This window comes from Methanobacterium sp. (assembly GCF_038562635.1).
In the GTDB taxonomy this organism is placed as follows: domain Archaea; phylum Methanobacteriota; class Methanobacteria; order Methanobacteriales; family Methanobacteriaceae; genus Methanobacterium_D.
Genome location: NZ_JBCFBO010000001.1, coordinates 2,314,789 through 2,336,114, shown reverse-complemented (window position 1 = coordinate 2,336,114; position 21,326 = coordinate 2,314,789). Strand labels below are relative to the sequence as shown.

The following is a 21,326-nucleotide window of genomic DNA, read 5'->3' as shown; positions in this document are numbered from 1 at the left end:
TAAAATAGATTATAATTACTGTTTTTTATTCTCTTTAAAGACCATATCTACAAGTTCATCAGAATTAATTTCTTCTCCAGTAATTGAAACAGCATATTTTTCTCCAGACTCTTCAATAACCAGTGCAACTGGAAAAATTTCTACTCCCATAAAAGCAGGCATATTATTTCCTACAGTCACAACATCAATTATCGGATAGATAGTTCTATCCGCTGCTTTAATCGGTTTTGCAACTACCTTATCCCATATGGGCATTTCTATATTGCAATTCCCACAGAACTCTTTAAACATTGAAGATATATCTTTTTCATCCTCATTTTCACGGTTGAATATTTTAAAACATGACATGTTTAAAAGATTCATTTAAATAAACACTCCCCTTAACTTTCTAAGTTCCCAAAGAAGGGATCTAACAGGTTTCTTAGTTAAAACCTTTAAAGATGTTGCAACGATCCCAAGTAACCTTAATTTCATTTTAATATTAAATGAACCTTCTAACCTCTCATTTTTAAGATCAGGTTCTACTGAAAAGTATGTATTTGGAATTGCATTTACAATTGCAGCTACAGAACAGAAAAGACCCCCAACCATGGCAGTATCTGCAGAATCTCCCAATCCAAAAATAAGATTAAGTGTAATTCTTTCTATAGAAATAGATCTTAAAGATGACTCCATTATATCAATAAAATAAGGTAAAGATTCTATAAAATCAGGAATTACCTTTGGAAGCATATCTGGAAGTACATCGAGAAGTTTTTTAACATCAAATTTGCGCTTATGCTTTTTTTCTTCTTTTTCTTTTTTGGGCTGTATAAGTTCTCGGCCTATAATTTTAATTTTCCACCACTTAACTCTCAAATAGCCCTGATTAACTTTATTTCGCCTGAATAATTCCAAAGAAATATGAAAAGGAACCACCAAAATCCCTATTATAATCAATACAATAATAAGGACTATGATGGCTGCAATGATGTTTACCAATTATGATCCACTCTCTTTTAAAATATTACATTTTAGGTTCTGAACCAGGCCCGCGAGGTGTAACTCCTTCAGATTTACCTCCAGATTCTCCACTACCCATTTCTTCTTTTCCTTTTTTGGCCATTTTCATTCCTTTTTTCATTATTCCTTCAGGTCCTCCGCTTTCTTCTACCATTTGTTTTGCAGCGTGCCCTACGTCTGTCATCATCTTAGCTAGAGGGCCCATACCGTGTACAGATAATATTTGGACACCTTCTGGACCTTTTACATCTTTAAATGCTACTATTACAGATAAAGGAGTTATTCCTGCGCCTCCACCTGCACCTGCACCACTTCCCTTATTGTCGCGCATGCCTCCCATTCCAGCTCCTGTTCCAAACACCAGGCCAATTTTAGTTAATGGGATTATTACTTTGTCATCCACTTCCATTGTTTCTCCTATCACATTATCAGTGGCTAAAACTTTCAAAAGCTCATCTATAGTTGTTTTAATTACATCACTTATTCCCTTCATATCTCCTTCCATTTCTGCCATAAAACATCTACCTCCAAAAATTTCATTTTTGAGGCTCTCAAATGCAAAATATACAAAAATTCTGTTTTTATTGCGCTAAAATCACAGATTTAACGCCACAAAAACATCCAATTTTTGTAGACTTTGATTTTTCTCAACCTCCAAAATTAGTCTATTTCTAATATGTGATCATAACTATTTATAATTTAGTAATACTATCATACATAAAATATCTTTTAATTAATACCCATGAATAAAAAAAGCCAAGTTAAGAAATAAATTCACAACCATTAACTCAACCATGATAGTTAATTCTATTTTAATGTTAAGTATGCACACGAAACTCAATTAATCTAAGATATTTGCACCATAAACATCCAAACTACCATTGCTTATGAAATAAAGACCCTTACATGCAAATAAATTAAGGGCTTAAAATTTCAATTATTACAAAGATAGTAAAAAAGTAATATGACATCCAATAAAATTAATTCATATCAACTAGAGGAATATGCCATGAATTTAAATTATGATAACGTCATTAAAGTTGTTAAACTTGGCCGTTTTCAATTTTTACTTGGAAGCTTCCTATATTTTTGTACTGGAGCATTTCTTGCAGTTTTATTGAATGCCGAATTTTCTTTAAGTAAATTTTTACTTGGTTATGCTATTTTATTTACTGCACAGCTTTCTATGCATTACAGCAACGATTATTTTGACTTAGAAACAGATAAATATGGCAAGCCAAGCCAGTTTGCAGGTGGAAGTGGAATTCTAGTTAAAAATCCAGAACTTAAGAAATTTTCAAAGTGGTTTTCAGTTGTGCTTTTAAGCTTATCTTTAATCATTGCCGTAGTATTTGTGTTATTATTTTCTTATCCCCTATGGTTCTTTTTGTTTATGGTATTTGCAAACCTTTTAGGATGGTTTTACGCTGCTCCTCCAATTAGATTATCCTACAATAAACTTGGAGAACTTGCAACCATCTCTGCAGGTTTCGTGATGCCTGCTATAGGTTACTTAACATTAATGGGAACAATAGACATGCCTTTTATCATTTTTTCAATACCTTTACTGCTTTACCAGATGTTATTTATCTGTGCAGTTCAAATTCCAGACATGGAAGGAGATAAACTTGGAGGTAAAATTACATGGATTGTATCCAAGGGACGTAAATTTGGCTTTAAAATAATTGTGGTCTCAGGAATACTGGCCACATTATCCTTTTTTAGTATCTCAATTACCAGTTTGTATCCCCCAATTTTAAATTTTAAAGTTATTGCACTCATCTCAATAATTCCACTTAGTCTTGCCATATTAAGCTATTTAAGAAGAACAGAAAATAGAAAAAGTGCAATACATCTCATAAATAAAAATCTAATATCTTTAACCATATTTTTAACTTTAACAAACTTCTATTTTTTATATCTCATTAAATAGATAGAATATATTAATTAATTTATTATACAAATAATAAATAGCATATAAATGAAATTAGAGTCTAATTTAAAGTTTTAAACCTCAACTGAAAACAAATTTAAATTATAATTAGTTAATTTGGAACTATAAAAATGAAAAACAATGAGATTAAAAATATTGTTTTAATCACTGTGGCACTTGGCTCTTTCCTCGTACCATTTATGGGAACTTCTCTAAATATTGCCATCCCATCCATTGGTGCAGACTTCTCGTTAAATGCTATTTTATTAAGCTGGATCCCAACAGTATTTATTTTAGCTAATGCAGCATTTATACTTCCTTTTGGAAGATTAGCTGACATATATGGAAGAAAAAAAATTTTTAGCTATGGTGTTGCACTTTTTACATTGGCATCATTTCTCGCTGCAATCACTCCTTCTGAAATTTTGCTCATTGTATTTGTATTTTTACAGGGCATGGGTTGTTCAATGATTTTTGGAACTGGAGTGGCCCTTATCTCTTCAGTTTTTGAAGAAAAAGAAAGGGGAAGAGCATATGGAATTTATGTTACATCAGTTTACACAGGAATTTTCAGTGGCCTGATACTGGGCGGGTTTTTAATTCAGCAGTTTGGATGGAGAACTATTTTTATTTTCGACATCCCATTCGGTATTTTAATAATTTCAATTATTTTATTGAAGTTCAAATCAGAATGGGCCGGATGTAAAGGAGAAAACTTCGATTTTGTAGGTGCTATACTCTTTATTTTTATAATGATAACATTAATGCAGGGATTTTCTACACTTCCCGATGGAAACACAGGTAAGTATCTGATACTAATTGGTATTTTAGGAACTCTGATCTTTATAAAATATGAAACTAGATTGAAACACCCTCTTTTAAGGATTTCTATCTTTAGAAACACATTTTTTACTATTTCAATAATTTCAATTTTAATAATTAATCTTGGAACTTCTGCAATGACTTATCTGTTAAGCCTTTATCTTCAATATCTAAAACTGCTGAGTCCCAATGCTGCAGGAATCATTCTTGTTTTACAACCTCTGTCTGTAGCTGTTTTATCCCCCTTTGCAGGGAGAATATCAGATAAAGTTGAAACCCGCACAATTACATCAATAGGAATGGGTATTACAACTATTGGCCTTTCTTTGTTCGTTTTCTTAAACGAAAATACTCCCTTATACATAATAATTTCAGGATTAATCCTTGTTGGAACTGGCCTGGCACTTTTTTCGTCCCCCGCCACAAATGCAAGCATGAGTTCTGTAAGCAAAAAAACTTATGGAACTGCTTCGGCAACTGTTTCAACCATGGTATTTACTGGGCAGCTGCTGAGTATGGGAGTTGTACTTCTAATTTTTGCAATGTATCTTGGAAATGTCCAGATAACGTTCCAGTATTATATGACATTTTTAAAAAGCTTAAATATTGCATTCCTTGTTTATACAGCAGTTTGCTTTGCAGCAATATTTGGATTGATTTTAATGGGTAAAAATAAGAATTCAATGGGTAATAATTAAAATAACTAAGATTATCCCATTAAAATCTATATCTCAAAATTATCTTTTATTTCTTTAATGATTTTTATCCGGACACCTTCTGCAACTTTACGGATGCCGCCTTTTGCTTTCATTGTACTGGATCCAAAACAGGGGTCTTCAAAAATAAGGCCTTTAAATTCCGTTTTTTCTTTATATCGAGGTATCATATGCCAGTGCACATGTGGATCTGGAGGATCTTTACGGTAAGAAGAATTCATCAAGCAGCCCCAATTAAACATTGTGGAATTAAATGCTGTTTTAAGCGCGTATTCTAATTTTTTAACAATTTTACTAAACTCCAGCCATTCTTTATCATCTAACTCTGCCAGATCTCCTTCAAATCTTTTTAAAGCTATAACACATGTTCCAAGGTTCCTCTGATCAGGTGCAAGTAAAATAATCCAGTAGTCTGTTTCAGTTATTAAATCCCCATAATTGTAATCCTTTAATTTTTCAAAATACTTACATTCCATACCCATTCCATTCCTAGCGTTTATATTAAAATATACTGAATTTAACACATTTTAATTTTATTATAATATACGAATTTTTTTATTAAACTTACAGCATCATTTAATACATTCAAATTTCAAAAATATAAATTAAGAGCATTATGAAATTTGAGGATTTAAAAAACGAATTGAATAAAATGAGCAGTTCAGATAAAGATAAATTCATTGCAGAGTTAAGGAAGGACTGCATCTGCCATGAATGCCCAACTTACAATAACTGTACACGAAAAAGCAAAGAGCTCCTTTTCTGCATTTTAGGTGAAAGTAATTGTCCAGTGGATGAAAGAGTATGTCTATGTCCCCAAGATTGCAGTGTACACCAAAAATATGACCTAAAGTTGTCCTTTTACTGCTCAAGAGATAAAGAAATAGAAAGACGTGATGAACTGTATACAATAAAGATATAATAAATAAAAAATAGGTGTTTAAGTTGAATGCACTTGTCTACTGCAAAGACTATAAAAAGCATGATACTGGAAACCATCCTGAAAATAAAGAACGTTTAAATGCCATAATTAATTCTCTAAAAAATGAAGGTATTCTAAGTAAAATTCATTGCATTTGTCCCCCATCTGCAACAAAAGAGGATATTTTAAGAGTTCATTCCAAAGCTCACGTTGAACACATTAAATCTTTCTGCCAGAATGGAGGTGGATATATAGACTATGACACGTATGCATCTCCACAAACTTACGAAATTGCAAAACTTGCAGCTGGCGGTGCAATTAAAGCAGCAGATTTAGTTTTAAATGGGCATAACAGTGCATATGCACTTGTGAGACCTCCAGGACACCATGCGACAAGAAATAAATCTATGGGATTTTGTATATTTAATAACATAGCTATAGCTTTAGAATATTTAAGGCATGAACACAAAATTAAGAAATTTTTTATATTTGATTTTGATGTTCACTTTGGAAATGGAACATCAGAGATATTCTATGAGGATCCTGATGTCTTTTATATCTCTATTCATCAAAATCCAAGAACATTGTTTCCAGGAGATGGATTTGTAGAAGAAATTGGTAAGGGTAATGGTGAAGGCTATAATTTAAATATTCCAATGGCCCCTGGATCAACTACAGACGATTATATTTACATTCTGGATAAAATTCTTGAACCTGCATCATCTAAATTTAATGCAGACTTTTATTTTATGGATGTTGGGTTTGATGGACATGCAGATGATCCACTTTCAAGTCTATCTCTTACTGATGAGTTCTATGAATATATAGCAGGAAAAATGATGGGTATTGCAGGTTCATTAGCTCTGATTTTAGAAGGGGGATACAACTTAAACATTCTTTCAAGGTGTAATGTTAAAATGATAAATGCACTAAATAATATAAGCCATGATAATTATAAACATGAACTGAAAGTTTCAGAAAGTACAAAGAATACGTTTAATGAAATAAAAGATGTATTTTCGCCATTTTATGAATTTTAGGTCTTATACTAATCAACGAGGAAATATAAATAAGTTAAATAAATATTAACACATCAAAGAATTATTTTCTCCACAAAATTTAATTAACGGTGATATTTATGGAAAAACTTAGACTTCATCAAGCTCAGTTACTAATTAAAGAAGCAGGGAAATCTAAAACTACAGGTGAAAAATTTAAAGCCCCCAAAGAAGGGAATATAGACGTTAAGCTCTTCGGAGAAATTTTAGATGAACTGATTGAGGCAGAAGAATTTATTTATTCAAGCAGGCCTTCTCACAAACTCAATGAAAATAATGCGAACTTATTTTGCGGGAAAATTTTAAACGTGAGAAATAAAATAGACAGCATGCTTGCGAATTTTGGAGTCATTGAAAAAGAAAGCATTGAAGAAGAGATTAAAAAATTATCTGAGGGTCTTTTAATTTTAACAAGTAAAGGAAACTTTAGAAAAATGATATCCAAGTTCGGAGTTGACGCTCAGCAGATACTTGTTGCAGGCGTACCTCTTGAAGTAGAAGATATGAAGATTATCAATCCTAAAATTCCTGAAGCTGCATTAGGGGCAATTTCAAAGAAAATAGAACACATAAAAAATGATATTAGTAGAAAAATGAACAGCCTTAGCTTAGAAAAGATTTTAGTAATTATTGAATCAGATAAAGCTAGCGAACTTCTGGGTAAAAGAGCAGAAGAAATTTACAATGCAAATGTAGTTACCTTAGACAATTTAAAGGACTTAACTCCAGAAGAATTTAAGGATATAATAACCAAAATTTAAGCTTTATTTAAGTGGAAGTGATACAACTAATATTCTTCCATTTAAAGTATTTCAGTACCAAATTTATTTTTATTTTACTTTGAAAATGATTTTAATAAAGATTTAATGATTATTTACTTACCTTTATAAATCATTAATCCGTATTTAAAATTATAAATAATTAAAAAACTAAAGATATAAAAAATTGATTATCAAATTAGATATACTAAACTATCTGCATATTCAATATTGACAGTTTAGTAATACTAAAAAAATGGTTAATTTATGATCTACTTAAACATTTAAGTTCTAAAATACTAAATGATTATCAATCGGGGTGAAAAATTTTGTCTATCACATGTTTTCCAGACACACAAGATAAAGTACCCACTATCCCTGTACATCTTACAAGGGTCGGAGTTAGCGGGGTTAAAAAACTTTTAAAAATTGAAAGAGAAGGGAAAAGACCCATAGTACTTCTACCTACCTTCGACGCCTTTGTGGATCTTCCAAGTACGCAAAGAGGGATCCACATGTCCAGGAACCCAGAAGCCATTAGCGAAGTTCTTCAAGAAGCTATGGAAAGCACAGCAGTTGAAATAGAAAACGTATGTGCCGAAATAGTAAGTCTTCTTCTTAAAAAACACAAATACGCAAGAAGGGCAGAAGTAAGCATGAAAAGCGATTTCATGTTCATAAAAAAATCTCCTGTTACAAAAATGAAAACTCAGGAAATGACCAAAATCATGGCAGACGCCAGCGGTTACAGAGATGGAGATAAAGTCGTGATAAGAAGGATGATCGGTGCTGAAGTTGTTGGAATGACAGCATGTCCTTGCGCACAGGAATCTATAAAAGAAAGTTCACGACAGAAACTTCTGGAGTTTTTAGATGAAGAAACAACTGAAAAAGTCTTAAATACAGTATCTCTTGCATCACACAACCAGAGGGGAAGAGGGATGATCATGATAGAAGTCCCAGAACAACATATGATCCGCGGCGAAGACCTTATAAGGATTATAGAAGACTCAATGAGCTCTTCAGTATGCGAACTTCTTAAGAGGTCCGATGAAAATGCAGTTGTGGTCCACGCGCATGAACATCCAATGTTTGTTGAAGACTGCGTAAGAAATATGGTACAGAAAATCGTGAATGAATATTCTCACCTTCCAGATGATACATTAGTAACTGTAAGACAGATAAATGAGGAAAGTATACACAGACATAACGCATTTGCAGAAAAAGTCGCGATGTTAGGTGAACTAAAGTACGAAATTGAAGGTATAGAAGAAAATAATCAGTCTACTAAAACAATTTGTAACTGAGATCATTTTGGAGAGGATACTAAGTGAAGCCAATACACAAAATTGCGGGTCAGGTAATGGGTGATTTAGAGGCATTCCATGGATCAAAACCTGCCATAGATGCCGATAATATTCTCATTGTAAGAGGAATGTCAAGAAAACGATTTAATGAAGAACTGGACGCAGTTCTTTCAAATCTTTTAAAAAGTCTTGGTGCACGCCAGATAGATATGTTTTCCGAAGAAGGCGGGAACATCATCGGCATAATGGATGAACGAATAAGAGAAAGCGTCGATATTCCCGGTGAAACTGATATTACAGGAGTTTACCTGCTTAAAGAATCTTTAGAAGCCATGAATTGTAATGTAGCATATACATTAGGCGTCATTGATAATGTTGGGACTTTTATCGTTACATGGAAAGATAAAAGCGGAATAGGCCCACAGTTCGTTGAAGTGGTTGCTGCAAATATGGAATAATAATTTTTTTCCTCCTTTTTTATAAACTTTAAATTACTATTTTTACAAATTAAACGGAAGATAGCATGCCCCACTACTCAAAAGAAGAAATAATATCCCTTTTAAATGCAAAAGGTAAAGATATTCTATCTTTAATTTCTACCGCAGAGTCCAAAAGGGATAATGACACAATTACATATTCTAAAAATGTTTTTTTACCACTTACAGATATCTGCAGAAATGAATGCGGATACTGCACATTCAAAAAAACTCCAGATGATAAAGAAGCGCGAATTTTAATGAATTATCAGGAAATTTTTGATACTTTAAAGGAAGCAGATAAATATAATTGCAGAGAAGCTCTTTTTACCTTTGGAGAACGTCCTGAAGAAACTTCGCAAGTAAAAGCAGCACTTGAAGATAAAGGGTATTCAAATATGGTAGACTATCTTTATTTTATCTGTGATGAAACCCTAAAAAATACAGGACTTTTACCTCACAGCAATCCAGGAGTGCTAAAAAAGAAAGAACTGGAAGTATTAAAGGAAGTAAATGCATCTATGGGTTTAATGCTTGAAAATACAAGTAAAAGACTTATGAAAACAATTGTGCATGAGAAAAGCCCTGGAAAAGATCCCAAGCTGAGAATTAAAACAATTGAAAATGCAGGAAAGTTAAACATTCCATTTACAACAGGACTGCTTATCGGAATAGGGGAAACAATAGAAGAAAGGGCGGAATCACTCCTTGAAATAAAACGTATTAATGATAAATACTGCCATATTCAGGAGATTATCATTCAAAATTTCACGCCAAAACAAGGGATCCCCATGGAATCATGGAAAGAACCCTCTGTAATTGAAATGATAAAAATGGTTGCTGTAACACGGCTTTTATTCCCAAATACTGGAGTTCAAGTCCCTCCAAACTTAAATAATCATAATGCTCAGGTATTTCTCCTTGCGGGAGCTGATGACTGGGGAGGAGTTTCACCGATTACAAAGGACTTCGTAAATCCAGAAGCTCCATGGCCAGAATTAGAAGATCTTAGAAAAATGACAGAAGAAATGGGATCATCTTTAGATGAAAGGCTTCCAGTGTATCCTGATTTTATATCCTCTGAATTTTTAAGTAATCGGATTATGGAAAAGATTAATTCATTTAAATAAAAATGTTGAAAAAAGAAGAAAAAAATAATTATTTTTTTTTATTTACTTGCAATAAACCTTTTATATATTTTCCTTTTGTAAAGAGCGTTTTCAACTGTATATTTTAATTGATTTTCTTCAAGAGGTTTAAATATACATCCATAGGGTTTTGTAGCCCTCATATGCTGCATAATTTCATTATTGAAATAAGGGGTTATATATACAATGGCCGTATCAAAATTATCAGCTACTTTTTTAGCAAAATTTATTCGGCCATTCATATTTCCAAGTTCTATGTTTATGAGTACTAAGTCTACTTTTATCTCCTGAACTTTTTTAAGAGCTGTTTTTTCGGAGCATGCTATGAGAGGGGCATTATATCCCCAAAACTCAAACCAATTTTGGAGATTCATTGCAGTCATGGCTTCATCTTCAACAATCAAAATTGTTGTATCCGACATATGTCACTAACTCCATTTAATAAATTTTCCAAATTTTGTATTACTACACTATAATATATTATTATTCGTTACATATAAACGTTATAATTTTTACAATATAAGCCCCAATTTGCTTAAAAAAACGTATTTTGCGTGAAAATACATTAAAAATTGACTAAATTGCATAAAAATGAATATTAACCTATTTTTTCTTTTACCAAATGTCAAAATTTAGAGGCATATCACAGATTCAAATTATAAATAAAACAAAATTAACAGTTTAATTATATTTATACAATATTAAATTGACATAAAATGTCTATTTATACTGAATAAAACTTAATATAAAGTATAACTCCATATTAACTTTACAATTTTATTATTAAATAGGAACTTAAAATTGGGTTCTACAAATCATAGTAATTTATGCATGATAACAATCAAAAAGTATAGATTCTAAAGATGGATCAAATAAAAAATATACTACTTATTTTAATTATGCTTTAATTATTTTACAATTGCGAATCTGAAATTATACAATAAGTATAAATTATGTGCAGAATCTAAACCCAACTAAATCATTTAAAGGATCTAGATGATCTTTAAGAAATTCCATATATTCCATTTTAAATAATAATGTTAAGTCAATTTATTGCCCAATTTTTATCAATTTTTCAATGCATTTAATACATTATTAACCTGAAATTAGTTAGTAAAGTTGGTTAAAAATGATAACTAAAAAAGCTGAATTTTCAGATCTGGAAGAAATACTTCAATTACAGAAACTGGCATATAAAAGCGAAGCTGAGCTTTATAATGATTTTAATATTCCCCCTCTAGTTCAAACATTAAAAGAAGTAGAAGAAGAATTTGAAAACCACGTATTCCTTAAGGTAGTGGAAAATGAGAAGATAATTGGCTCAGTAAGAGCATTACTAATCGATCCTAAAACATGCTACATTGGAAAACTCATAGTCCATCCTGATTTCCAGAATCAAGGAATTGGAACAAATTTAATGATGGAAATAGAGAATATTTTTAATGGCTGTGAAAGATTTGAGCTTATTACAGGGCATAAGAGTACGAAAAATCTAAAACTATACGAAAAACTTGGTTACAAAGAATTTAAAACCGAAAAATTAACTGAAAACTTAAATTTAGCATATTTAGAGAAAATAAATTTATAAAAATAATTAAAACACTTGATGGTTCCTATGAGTGAGTTTGAAGAATCTAAATGGAAAAATAAGCAAGCAGCATTAGAATTTATTGAAAACGCAGATATGTATATCCTGGAAAGACAGAAATTATTTGCAATAATGAAATCACTGTATAAACACTTTTTAGCAGATAACAATAAAACCATAAAAATCCTAGAACTTGGATGTGGTGATGGTAGAGTAACTCATGAGCTTCTACAAATTGATGCAAACCTTGAAGGAACTTTAATTGATGGCTCTGCAGAAATGGTTGAAAACGCAAAAAATAGATTTAAATCATATCAGGGTTTAAAATTTATTCAAAATACATTCCAGGAACTAGTTAATAGTAATTTATTATCTGAAACTTTTGATTTTGTTGTTTCATCTTTAGCCATACACCACCTGCAGGAAGATGAAAAGAAAACTCTATTTGAATATGTTTATAATCATCTGAATCCAAGCGGATTCTTTTTAAATATGGATGTTATACGTGCTCCAACAGAAAGTCTAGAGAACTGGTATCTCAAGCTCTGGAAAGAATGGATAATAGAAAATGAGGCAAAAATGGAACATTCAGAAAGTTTCAAGAACATACCTGATCAGTATAAAAACAATCCAGATAATAATCCTGATACACTGGAAAACCAGTTAAAACTGCTGAAATCCGTCGGTTTCAGTAACGTCGACTGTTACTATAAATATGGGATTTTTTCTGTTTACGGCGGCCAGAAATAAAAAGGAGAGCAAAATATGTCTAAAATTGGATTTATAGGTTACGGAAGCATGGGGAGCATGATCATAGAAGGTTTTCTATCTTCCAATGTTATAAAACCTTATGAAATCATTGTTTCAAATAGAACAAAGAGCAAACTGGAGGATATTAAAAAAAAATATCCTGAAATTGAAATTACAGATAACAATGCATATTTAGCGGGGAAATGCCGTAAAATATTCATTTTTGTAGGTACATCTGCAGTAAAAGAAGTAATTGAAGAAATGAAAGATGAACTTTCAGAAGATTCTCATATTACCTACATTGCAGCAGCTTTAACCATTGAGAATGTGAAAGGTGCATTTCCAGGGAAAATTACCAAAGTCATACCTAGTCTAACCTCCAAGGTTAATGAAGGTGTTTCTCTTATCTGTCACAACGAAAAAGTAACTGAAAAAGAAGCAAATTTTGTAAATAATCTCTTCAGATCAATTAGTAATGTAAAAATCATTGATGAAGAAAATTTTGAAGCAGGATCTGATTTAACAAGCTGCGCTCCTGCATTCATTGCAGAAATCTTCATGAAATTCGCCGAAGCTGGTGCTGAAAATAGTAACTTTACTCCTCAAGAAACAGAAGACATGGTTATAAAGACCCTTTATGGGACTGCAAAACTTCTTTATGAAGGAAATATGGGTTTTGAAGAGGTAATTTCACGAGTAGCCACAAAAGGAGGCATTACAGAAGAAGGTGTTAAAATACTGGAAAAAGAACTGCCAAATACCTTCGATGAGCTTTTAAAGACTACTTTAACTAAGAACAAGAAAATTAAAGAGGCGTTAAACAATCAAATGATTAATTAAAATTATTTCAAAGAAGCTTAGTTTAAAAAGCTCCTCCTCCACCGCCTCCAGAGCCACCTCCCGCACCGCCTCCAACATTAGCGTAACCAACGCTCATACCACTATTTGTTCCAATATAAATAGCATTAAAACCACCCCAATAATGGAAATTATACATGGCACTCCTAGCTAGTTGATCTAGAGGAAAAATCTCTTCCATGTCCATTATAACCTCCGATGCTATTCCAAATGCAGTGGCATAAACAAGATATTTATTCCATACTTCAATAGACTCCGGAGTGTGTTTTTTTATCATACTGAATTCTTTTAAATATCTTTTAAATTTTTTCCATTTCTCATAATTTAACCTGCCGTAATCTGTCCATTGTCCAGGGATTTTTGCAGGAGTAATCAAAGAGATTATTGCAACGATTCCCAGAATAATTGCAGCATATTTAGCATATATAGCTGCAGGGATATTATCCCCCATTAAAAATACCAGGAAGAAAGCTGCCTCTAATCCTATCAATCCATATATCTTCAGATATCTATTTCCCTTTTTATGGAATACTTTTTTAACTGTTTCATCATCTAATAATTCTTCTTTTAAATGATATTTCCAATTAAGATAAAAATGCATGAAAATTTTTGCATTTTCTTTCTTTTTTAATTCGTCTTTTAATTTATTTAAATTTACAATACGATCTTCCTCAAATTTTTTAAAGAATTCAAAGACATCTCTTTCAAAATTTTTAAGTTTCGATGGATCTTTATATGTTATTTTGAGGGCAAGAGAATTTTCATCATTTGAAGGATCCTCATTAAATCTTAAATAATCCCTATCTATTAAATCCATTATTGTCGCCCTAAATCCATTTATATCTGGATCTCCAACTAATTCACTGCCATATAAAGCATTTATAACTGCAGGAGGATCATTAGAAGGCAAATCTCTCTCATATTCATTTAGATAATCAATTTTTGGCTCCCTGCCAAATTTAAAATAGATGAATAATGGAAAAAGTGCACATAAAATTATTAGAATTGTAAGTAAAGAGTATACTTTTGTTTTAAAATTTAATTCATTTTCATAATTTTTCTGGGTAATTTCAAGGTATCCACGTATATCTGATTTAAACCGCAGCGCATAGGGAGTACTATTTAAAAACTGATTAGAATGTATGGCCATCAATAACTCAAACCAATTAGCTGAATAAATAGGTTTAGTAGTGATACTCAGGGTTTGATTATGCCACGTAGTATTTTGGACGAGATATGGAGGATTTAACCAGTATTGTACTCCATTATTTGATTTTAAATGAATATTAGCCGTTAACTGGCCTACATCCTGTTCCCATCCTTCCCCCCATAGTTTATACTGGAGTTCAGCAACATCGTTGTAAATTTTTATTACATTAACAAAATCATATTCTATAAAAACATCTACATCCCTATCATTTATGGGAGCACTCTTTTGAGGATCAGAGTAAAGAAAAATCTTTATAGACTTCTCGTCCATACGATTGGTAACATTATAAGAGCAATATGCACCTTCAGCATATACCTTTAGATTCGCTAACTTTTCTCCAGATTTGATGGGTATATCACGATAAACACCATTATATGTCCCTATAAATGAATAATGAATTTTTTCTTTTACATGAAGATACCATTTTCTTCCACAAAAAGATCAATACTCGCAGAAGGAATAGAATAACTTCTTCCCTTTTGATCTGAAGCAGTAGCAATGCCAGATAATAAAGAAATAACAATTATAAATAACAAAACAAATGAAATAAAATGTTTTATATTCATTAGATCACCTAAACTTAAATTTGAGAGTATAATCTTTTTCCCAAATGATAATCACATTATTAATCTAATTAATCCCATTAAATCTTCCATATCTAATTTAATTAAATATAACTTTATATTTGTATAAATGACAGACATGCTTCACTTAATAATAATTATTCTTTTGTTATTTAATATGATTGGAATTAAATATTCTACTAATGTTTATATTTTCGCAGATACATTACTTTATAAAGATTCTCTAAATATGAGAAAAAGAAATTTTAACCACTAAAAACGCAATCGAAAACCGGAAAAGTATAATGAAATTCAAGGACAAATCCCTTCCAGAGGATCATATAACAGAATTAATAAAAGCTGCAAGACTTGCGCCTTCCGGCTGCAATGCACATCCATGGCGTTTTAAGATTGTTAAAGATAAGGAAACAAAGATGAAACTTGTCGAACAGCCCACAATCAAACTTTTATTGGTCCGGCCCCAATTGTACTAGTTTGCTGTGCCGATGTTTCAGATTATATTGAAGGTTCAGCCTCTGGAATTCAGGATTTAGGTAAAATAGGTGCTGTTGAAGACAATATCGTGAATATAATTTGCAGAAATGTAGATGAAATGAAAAAAATGAGCATATCTGAGATTAGTCCAAAAATAGCAGCTAACGTGGCAATAGCTATTGAACACATTGTCTTACGAGCCCTTGATTTTAATCTTGGAACTTGCTGGATTAGAGCATTAGAAGAAGATAAAATCAGAGACATCTTCAGATAGGATGAAAATATTTACCCTGTAGCTTTACTGCCTGTAGGTTACCCTGATGAAGATCCTGCACCAAAAAAAAAGCTTAAAATTGAAGATATAATCATAGATTAATTGGACTTTACTTTAAGTTATATCTAAAATTACATCAATAGCCCATTAACGAAATCTTCAATTTTTAATTACAGCTTTATCTGCTGAAAGCCATTTTATACAGCGCGTATATAATTACAATATATGCAAGGCTCCTTATTATCACTAAGACTGTTAATGAACTCGCATAACCCAAAATAGTTGCAAAATGTGAAATTCCAAAAAGGCCAAATGCTGCAGCTATGTAAAGAGGGACTGTACTTTTAACTTTTTCATATCCTACAATACCAAGGGCCACTATTATAATACAAAAAATCAAGTTTACGATTATTACTGGATCTAGAACAAGTACCATGTTTTATCACCTCATTCATTATCTCTAAATATTAATTATGTATAAACTCTTATTTAAAAACAGAACAAATCAAGAAGAACTTAATAATTCTTTTAAAATGTAATATTAACTGAAAATTTTAAAAATTTAGTTGTTTAATTAGTTATACTCCTTCCAATTTTAACATCACCCAATTATATGTTGTTCTGTTCCTTTAATATTAATTTTATAACCCTATTTTCAACAGATGATAATTATTAATCTATATTTATAATATTCAGTCAACTAATAAGCTTTTAAATTTAATAATTTATGGAAAAGTTTATATATTGTTTTTGAAATATAATGAAAGCGACTCAAATAATGAGGCTGAAAATATGAACAAAAGATATAGAAATAAAAAAACTATTTTAGATAGGAAAGGTTTAGTTGAAAGGATGCTGGAAGATACAGCACGAACAATCGACAGTATTAAGTACGATATCGAAAAATCAGTGGTTGACTACACATTTGTACCTGGAAAGGATATTATTGAAACAGATGAAGACGTAATAGTACATGTGGACTTACCCGGCATCAAAAAAGAAGATATTGAACTAAAACTTACCGAAACCAACCTTAAAATTGTAGCTAATTTTGATATAACACAGGAAATCGAACAAGGAAGTTACATAACATTTCATGATAGAAAATCAGGTGTTATGAGGCGATCTGTTAGATTCCCTAAGAAAGTAGTTCCGGAAGAAGCTGAAGCTACCTTTGAAAATGGCATTTTAACAGTTGAAGTTCCAAAATTGGAGAAAACAGAAAGTTTTACCCTGGAAATCAAATGAAAAATGAAACTTTAATTTCTGCAGGTTCTTTATTTTAGCGACGTCATGAACCTTAGGACTCAAAATATGTTTCATAATTTATCAAAAAATGAGTATTAAAAATTAAAATTAAATTAATAAGTATACTGGGAGATAATAAAAATGTCAATTTCAAAAGATATGGCCGAATTTTCAGAACATATGGCTAAAAAATCACATAAAGGTATGAAAAAAACAGCTTCAGAATTCTTTAATGTTGTTAATTCAATTTCAGCAGATAAAAGTCACAGACACAGCGAAAATACCATTCTAACTAAAAGAAGTTTAGTTAAACAAATATTGAAAACCACAACAAGAACAGCTGATAATATTAAATACAATTTCGGAAAATCAGTTACAGACTACAAATCTGCGCCGGAAAAAGATATTACAGAAACAGATGAAAATATAATCGTGCATTTAGACATGCCTGGCGTTAAAAAAGAGGATATTAAACTTAAAATTACAGATTCAAATCTTAAAGTTGAAGCATGCTTTGATATAACGCAGGAAATCGAAAATGGAAGCATTACTATAAACGATAATACAACTGGTGTTTTCAAACGAGAAGTGCAATTCCCTCAAAAAGTGATACCTAACGAAGCTAAAGCTACCTTCCAAGACGATGTTTTAACCGTTGAAGCCCCAAAAGTAGACAGGGCGGAAAGCTTCAAAGTAGAAATCAAATGAGAGCAATTATCAGGTAAATTTAGACTTTAATTATGAATAAACTCTAAAAACCTGCATGTTTATTATTTAGATTCTATTTGGAGAGGGTGGGATATACTTTTTTGAAAATGAGAATCAATACAGCCGCCTCCTGTGAGATATTAACCAATGTCTCCACATATTGATTCTTCTGGTGAATAGAATTTAAATATAAACATATCCTTATTTTTTTAAATAATATAACCCCAAGAAAGCCTAAACTCCTAAATTATTCTTCATTCATCCATAAATGATTTTTAAAAAAACTGCAGCTTTTCTATGTGCCAAAAGTTTAAACAATTCCCTTATCTACAACTTCATAAAGAACAGTAGCAACTTTCATATTTTTCAGGGCCAACACGAAAGTATTATTATAGATAATTTATAATACATCTATAATTAATTGTAATTATGTTTCTAAAAAACTTCAAAAGAAGTTAAGTATGATTTATTTATCTTATTTGACTGAGTTATTCTGTTAAATTTATAAGCCCACATTCCGTAAGGTTTAAATACTAATACAGCATAATTTAACTAATGAGCTATGATATGCCAAGGTAGCTTAGAGGCGAAGCGGTGGACTGCAGATCCATTACACGGGAGTTCAAATCTCTCCCTTGGCTTTCAATTTTAAACAATTAAAATTAATGATTATTTAGGGGTCATAGTGTAACCAGGCTATCATCTGGGACTCCAGTTGTCTTTGAAGAAATGCGCGCTCTGAGGTTTAGTACCCAATGATGATCAATTGGAGTACTGAGACAAGAGAAATCCTAGGATCTGGGTTCAAATCCCGGTGACCCCACTAATTTTACTATTTTTAAAGATCATCAAAAGGTGATTGAATTTGAAGAAAATAAATGATATTCTCATGATTGAAGGGTTTGGTTCTGATTCTAATATTTACGTCTTTGATGATGTTATAGTTGATACTGGAACCGGCGAAAATATTGAATATTTGCGTGAATCGCTGAAAAAAGCAAATTTAAATATTTCAGACATATCACTGATTGTAAATACCCATTGCCACTACGATCACGTAGGTGGAAACAGATATTTTAATTCTAAACTTGCAATACATGAAAAAGATGCCCCCGCACTTGAAAATGGAGATCCTATTGCAACTGTTGCCCAGATGTTTGGAAGAAGTTTAAAACCTCAAAAAATCGATTTTAAATTAACAGAAGGAGATAAGATACGTGATTTTGAGGTAATTCACACTCCAGGACATACAATAGGAGGCATCTGCCTTTACAATGGTAAAACACTGATATCTGGAGATACAGTTTTTGCGGGTGGAGGATTTGGAAGGTACGATATTGGTGGAGATATAACTATGCTGAGGGAATCCTTAGAGAAGCTTTCTAAACTCGATGTTGAATATTTACTTCCAGGGCACGGCCCCTCAGTTGATAACGGTTCAGAGCATATAAATTTATCTAATAGAATGATTAAAGGAGTTTATTGATTTTTTTAATTTAAATCTTAATTTTTTAAAGTTATTTGTATATAAATTCACTAATAACATTCAAATTTAATTTATTTTTAAATTTAATTTATTAAATAGGATACGTATACTTATTAGATAAAATAATGCTCAAGAAATAAAAATAATATAGTATTTATTCTATCAATGTGCATATTATATTGATTAATATAAAATTAATTACAAAAACAAATATATTACTATTAAAAGTTCAAATATTACGTAATGGTAGGACTAACAACTTATATCAATAAGGGCGTAGAAAATATGAGTTCAAAAGGTATTTATGAACAGTACGATAATGCAGCAGACCTTTTGAAGTTTTTAACAAGTTCTAATGTTCGTACCAGCATACTGTTGAGTCTAAACGAAAGTCCTAAAAATTTGAGTGATCTAAAACAGGAACTTAACTTAGAATCATCTACCATCATCCATGGTACAAATAAGCTTGAAAAACGCGATTTTATCTTTAAAGATGGAGAAAATTATAATCTATCACAAACTGGGAAAATATTTGCCCTTAAATTAGTAAATTTAATTAAAACAGTTGAAACTGTCAAAAGTCAGGAAAAATTATGGTCAGATCATAAAATTGAAGGAATTCCTGAAGATTTACTTTTAAAAATTGGAGATTTAAATAATTCAACCATTGTAGAAGCTGAAGCTACCCATCTTACTAAGGTACTCGATTATTTTACCCAATTATTAATAAGTTCTAAAATTATAAAAGGTGTTTCTCCAATATTTCATCCATATTTACCTAAAACAATTGAATCAGCAGTTTTAAACGGAGCACATGTTCAACTTATAGTAACTGAGGACATACTTGACGTATTAAACAAATCAAATCCAGAAATATTAACTAGAGTGCCAAATAACTTTGAATTATATGTTATACGCGAAGAAGTTAGGGAAGCTTTTACTGTTACAGAAAACTGTATTTCATTTGGGTTATTTAATAAAAATGGAATGTATGACTTCAATATTGATCTCCATAGTGAGAGTAAAGAAGCTATTGAATGGACCAAAAAGTTATTTGAATACTATCTTAAACGATCTGAAAGAATCATTTGATAATAACTGAAAATAAACCTAAAAAAATAATTAATTTAGTTTAAAACTATTTTAAAAAAGAAATTTATACATTTATTTTGTAAATGTCTTCACAACATCCTTTACAGCAGGGTTTTTAACAAGAATTGATACTTTATCCCCTTCATTTAAAACCATATCTGCCTTAGGAATGGTTATTTCACCATTTTTATACAGGGCCACAATTATATAATCATCCGTAGGGTTAATTTCGCTAATTTTCTTCCCTATAACCTTAGTATTTTTTACTGTAAGGTCCAGTATTTCAGCATCCCCCTTTCCAATAACTATTAAGTCAGCTACCTTTGGCCGTGTTATTAATTTTTCGAGGTAGCCTGCTGCTGTAAGCTCTGGACTTATAACATCGTCTATTCCTACTTTTTTAAATGCTTCTTCATGATCAGGGTTACTTAACCTTGCGATAATTTTAGGAATATTATATTGTTTTACAAGTATACAAGAAAGAAGATTTGCCTCGTCATTTCCAGTAGCTGCAACATAAACATCTGCCTCACTTACATTTGCCTCTTCAAGCGTTTTTGTATCAGTGCCATTACCACAAATAACTAATGCATCCAATTCAGCCGCTGCATTGCCGCATAAGCTGTCATCACTTTCAATAAGGGTCACGTCATGCCCTCGACTAACTAAGTTAGATGCAAGATTTAATCCAACTCTTCCTGCACCCATTATCACTATATACATCTTTACGCCTCTATTATGGGTATTTTAAGAATAATAAAATAATTTTTATTAGTTAATTCATTAATTTATTTGAATCGTTAGACTTTCAAATATTTCTCATCATACTATAAAAATGTATATCTAATAATAAATTTTTAACTATCATGTCACCTGTAATTAAAGCGACTTAAAAACGTCTAAATTACAAAT

At 31.3% G+C, this 21,326-nt stretch carries 25 protein-coding genes and 2 tRNA genes; 18 read left to right on the top strand and 9 right to left on the bottom strand.

All coding sequences use genetic code 11. From position 1 onward, the window contains the following. Nucleotides 1-15 precede the first annotated feature (15 nt). From AAGU07_RS11480 to AAGU07_RS11470, 3 genes are read right to left on the bottom strand one after another with little or no spacing between them, the layout of a single operon-like run. Nucleotides 16-363, bottom strand: a complete 348-nt coding sequence (locus AAGU07_RS11480; RefSeq protein WP_342459207.1) for a hypothetical protein — start codon at nucleotides 361-363, stop codon at nucleotides 16-18. Then, nucleotides 364-981, bottom strand: a complete 618-nt coding sequence (locus AAGU07_RS11475; protein ID WP_342459206.1) for a DUF2953 domain-containing protein — start codon at nucleotides 979-981, stop codon at nucleotides 364-366. Between the two features lie 25 nt (nucleotides 982-1,006). Then, a complete protein-coding gene (locus AAGU07_RS11470; protein WP_342459205.1) occupies nucleotides 1,007-1,516 on the bottom strand; it encodes a spore germination protein GerW family protein in 510 nt (169 codons plus the stop codon). Nucleotides 1,517-2,011: 495 nt separating this feature from the next. Here AAGU07_RS11470 and AAGU07_RS11465 point away from each other — a divergent pair, with 495 nt between their 5' ends. Together AAGU07_RS11465 and AAGU07_RS11460 are read left to right on the top strand one after the other, a co-directional pair. Further along, nucleotides 2,012-2,935 carry a prenyltransferase gene (locus tag AAGU07_RS11465; RefSeq protein ID WP_342459204.1) on the top strand — a complete coding sequence of 308 codons (924 nt, stop codon included), beginning with the start codon at nucleotides 2,012-2,014 and terminating at the stop codon, nucleotides 2,933-2,935. A gap of 131 nt (nucleotides 2,936-3,066) precedes the next feature. After that, nucleotides 3,067-4,455: an MFS transporter gene (locus tag AAGU07_RS11460; RefSeq protein WP_342459203.1), complete on the top strand. Its 1,389-nt coding sequence runs from the start codon at nucleotides 3,067-3,069 to the stop codon at nucleotides 4,453-4,455. Between the two features lie 26 nt (nucleotides 4,456-4,481). Here AAGU07_RS11460 and AAGU07_RS11455 read toward each other — a convergent pair whose 3' ends face one another. After that, complete coding sequence (locus AAGU07_RS11455) at nucleotides 4,482-4,949, bottom strand: HIT family protein (protein WP_342459202.1); 468 nt, start codon at nucleotides 4,947-4,949, stop codon at nucleotides 4,482-4,484. A 140-nt stretch (nucleotides 4,950-5,089) separates the two neighbouring features. On the opposite strand from AAGU07_RS11455, the gene AAGU07_RS11450 reads away from it, so the two are divergent. From AAGU07_RS11450 to cofG, 6 genes are all read left to right on the top strand, one after another. Beyond that, entirely contained in the window at nucleotides 5,090-5,395 is a 306-nt protein-coding gene (locus tag AAGU07_RS11450) for a DUF2769 domain-containing protein (RefSeq protein WP_342459201.1), read from the top strand. 23 nt (nucleotides 5,396-5,418) lie between these two features. Continuing rightward, nucleotides 5,419-6,435, top strand: coding sequence for a histone deacetylase (locus AAGU07_RS11445; protein ID WP_342459200.1), 1,017 nt, complete (start codon nucleotides 5,419-5,421; stop codon nucleotides 6,433-6,435). 98 nt (nucleotides 6,436-6,533) lie between these two features. Then, nucleotides 6,534-7,214, top strand: coding sequence for a DUF2100 domain-containing protein (locus tag AAGU07_RS11440; RefSeq protein WP_342459199.1), 681 nt, complete (start codon nucleotides 6,534-6,536; stop codon nucleotides 7,212-7,214). A 326-nt stretch (nucleotides 7,215-7,540) separates the two neighbouring features. Further along, entirely contained in the window at nucleotides 7,541-8,518 is a 978-nt protein-coding gene (mptA, locus tag AAGU07_RS11435) for a GTP cyclohydrolase MptA (RefSeq protein ID WP_342459198.1), read from the top strand. Between the two features lie 23 nt (nucleotides 8,519-8,541). Next, a complete protein-coding gene (locus AAGU07_RS11430) occupies nucleotides 8,542-8,976 on the top strand; it encodes a DUF2120 domain-containing protein (RefSeq protein WP_342459197.1) in 435 nt (144 codons plus the stop codon). Nucleotides 8,977-9,041: 65 nt separating this feature from the next. Continuing rightward, the gene (cofG, locus tag AAGU07_RS11425; protein ID WP_342459196.1) at nucleotides 9,042-10,124 is read left to right on the top strand and encodes a 7,8-didemethyl-8-hydroxy-5-deazariboflavin synthase subunit CofG; all 1,083 of its coding nucleotides are present in this window, start codon (nucleotides 9,042-9,044) and stop codon (nucleotides 10,122-10,124) included. Between the two features lie 38 nt (nucleotides 10,125-10,162). Here cofG and AAGU07_RS11420 read toward each other — a convergent pair whose 3' ends face one another. Beyond that, nucleotides 10,163-10,564, bottom strand: coding sequence for a response regulator (locus AAGU07_RS11420; RefSeq protein WP_342459195.1), 402 nt, complete (start codon nucleotides 10,562-10,564; stop codon nucleotides 10,163-10,165). A gap of 707 nt (nucleotides 10,565-11,271) precedes the next feature. Here AAGU07_RS11420 and AAGU07_RS11415 point away from each other — a divergent pair. The 3 genes from AAGU07_RS11415 to AAGU07_RS11405 are packed head-to-tail and all read left to right on the top strand — an operon-like array spanning nucleotide 11,272 to nucleotide 13,320. Next, on the top strand, nucleotides 11,272-11,730 hold the full coding sequence (locus AAGU07_RS11415) for a GNAT family N-acetyltransferase (RefSeq protein ID WP_342459194.1): 459 nt from the start codon (nucleotides 11,272-11,274) through the stop codon (nucleotides 11,728-11,730). Between the two features lie 27 nt (nucleotides 11,731-11,757). After that, nucleotides 11,758-12,480: a methyltransferase gene (locus AAGU07_RS11410; protein WP_342459193.1), complete on the top strand. Its 723-nt coding sequence runs from the start codon at nucleotides 11,758-11,760 to the stop codon at nucleotides 12,478-12,480. Between the two features lie 15 nt (nucleotides 12,481-12,495). After that, nucleotides 12,496-13,320 carry a pyrroline-5-carboxylate reductase dimerization domain-containing protein gene (locus AAGU07_RS11405; protein WP_342459192.1) on the top strand — a complete coding sequence of 275 codons (825 nt, stop codon included), beginning with the start codon at nucleotides 12,496-12,498 and terminating at the stop codon, nucleotides 13,318-13,320. 22 nt (nucleotides 13,321-13,342) lie between these two features. On the opposite strand, the gene AAGU07_RS11400 is transcribed toward AAGU07_RS11405, so the two are convergent. Both AAGU07_RS11400 and AAGU07_RS11395 read right to left on the bottom strand, forming a co-directional pair. Further along, complete coding sequence (locus AAGU07_RS11400) at nucleotides 13,343-14,932, bottom strand: DUF2207 domain-containing protein (RefSeq protein ID WP_342459373.1); 1,590 nt, start codon at nucleotides 14,930-14,932, stop codon at nucleotides 13,343-13,345. Nucleotides 14,933-14,955: 23 nt separating this feature from the next. Beyond that, nucleotides 14,956-15,114: a hypothetical protein gene (locus tag AAGU07_RS11395; RefSeq protein ID WP_342459191.1), complete on the bottom strand. Its 159-nt coding sequence runs from the start codon at nucleotides 15,112-15,114 to the stop codon at nucleotides 14,956-14,958. A gap of 580 nt (nucleotides 15,115-15,694) precedes the next feature. Between AAGU07_RS11395 and AAGU07_RS11390 the strand changes: the two genes are divergently transcribed. After that, a complete protein-coding gene (locus AAGU07_RS11390; RefSeq protein WP_342459190.1) occupies nucleotides 15,695-15,880 on the top strand; it encodes a hypothetical protein in 186 nt (61 codons plus the stop codon). A gap of 178 nt (nucleotides 15,881-16,058) precedes the next feature. On the opposite strand, the gene AAGU07_RS11385 is transcribed toward AAGU07_RS11390, so the two are convergent. Next, nucleotides 16,059-16,316: a hypothetical protein gene (locus tag AAGU07_RS11385; RefSeq protein ID WP_069585058.1), complete on the bottom strand. Its 258-nt coding sequence runs from the start codon at nucleotides 16,314-16,316 to the stop codon at nucleotides 16,059-16,061. Nucleotides 16,317-16,672: 356 nt separating this feature from the next. On the opposite strand from AAGU07_RS11385, the gene AAGU07_RS11380 reads away from it, so the two are divergent. The 6 genes from AAGU07_RS11380 (at nucleotide 16,673) to AAGU07_RS11355 (ending at nucleotide 20,414) form a co-directional block, all read left to right on the top strand. After that, nucleotides 16,673-17,128 (top strand): Hsp20/alpha crystallin family protein, encoded by a 456-nt coding sequence (locus AAGU07_RS11380; RefSeq protein ID WP_342459189.1) that lies wholly within the window; start codon nucleotides 16,673-16,675, stop codon nucleotides 17,126-17,128. A gap of 141 nt (nucleotides 17,129-17,269) precedes the next feature. Continuing rightward, nucleotides 17,270-17,836: an Hsp20/alpha crystallin family protein gene (locus AAGU07_RS11375; protein WP_342459188.1), complete on the top strand. Its 567-nt coding sequence runs from the start codon at nucleotides 17,270-17,272 to the stop codon at nucleotides 17,834-17,836. Between the two features lie 569 nt (nucleotides 17,837-18,405). Beyond that, nucleotides 18,406-18,477 (top strand) — tRNA-Cys (locus AAGU07_RS11370). Nucleotides 18,478-18,512: 35 nt separating this feature from the next. Next, nucleotides 18,513-18,659 (top strand) — tRNA-Trp (locus AAGU07_RS11365). A gap of 66 nt (nucleotides 18,660-18,725) precedes the next feature. Then, nucleotides 18,726-19,322, top strand: coding sequence for an MBL fold metallo-hydrolase (locus tag AAGU07_RS11360; RefSeq protein ID WP_342459372.1), 597 nt, complete (start codon nucleotides 18,726-18,728; stop codon nucleotides 19,320-19,322). 285 nt (nucleotides 19,323-19,607) lie between these two features. Beyond that, nucleotides 19,608-20,414: a transcriptional regulator FilR1 domain-containing protein gene (locus tag AAGU07_RS11355; protein ID WP_342459187.1), complete on the top strand. Its 807-nt coding sequence runs from the start codon at nucleotides 19,608-19,610 to the stop codon at nucleotides 20,412-20,414. Between the two features lie 72 nt (nucleotides 20,415-20,486). Here AAGU07_RS11355 and AAGU07_RS11350 read toward each other — a convergent pair whose 3' ends face one another. Further along, nucleotides 20,487-21,137, bottom strand: a complete 651-nt coding sequence (locus AAGU07_RS11350) for a TrkA family potassium uptake protein (RefSeq protein ID WP_342459186.1) — start codon at nucleotides 21,135-21,137, stop codon at nucleotides 20,487-20,489. Nucleotides 21,138-21,326 lie beyond the last annotated feature (189 nt).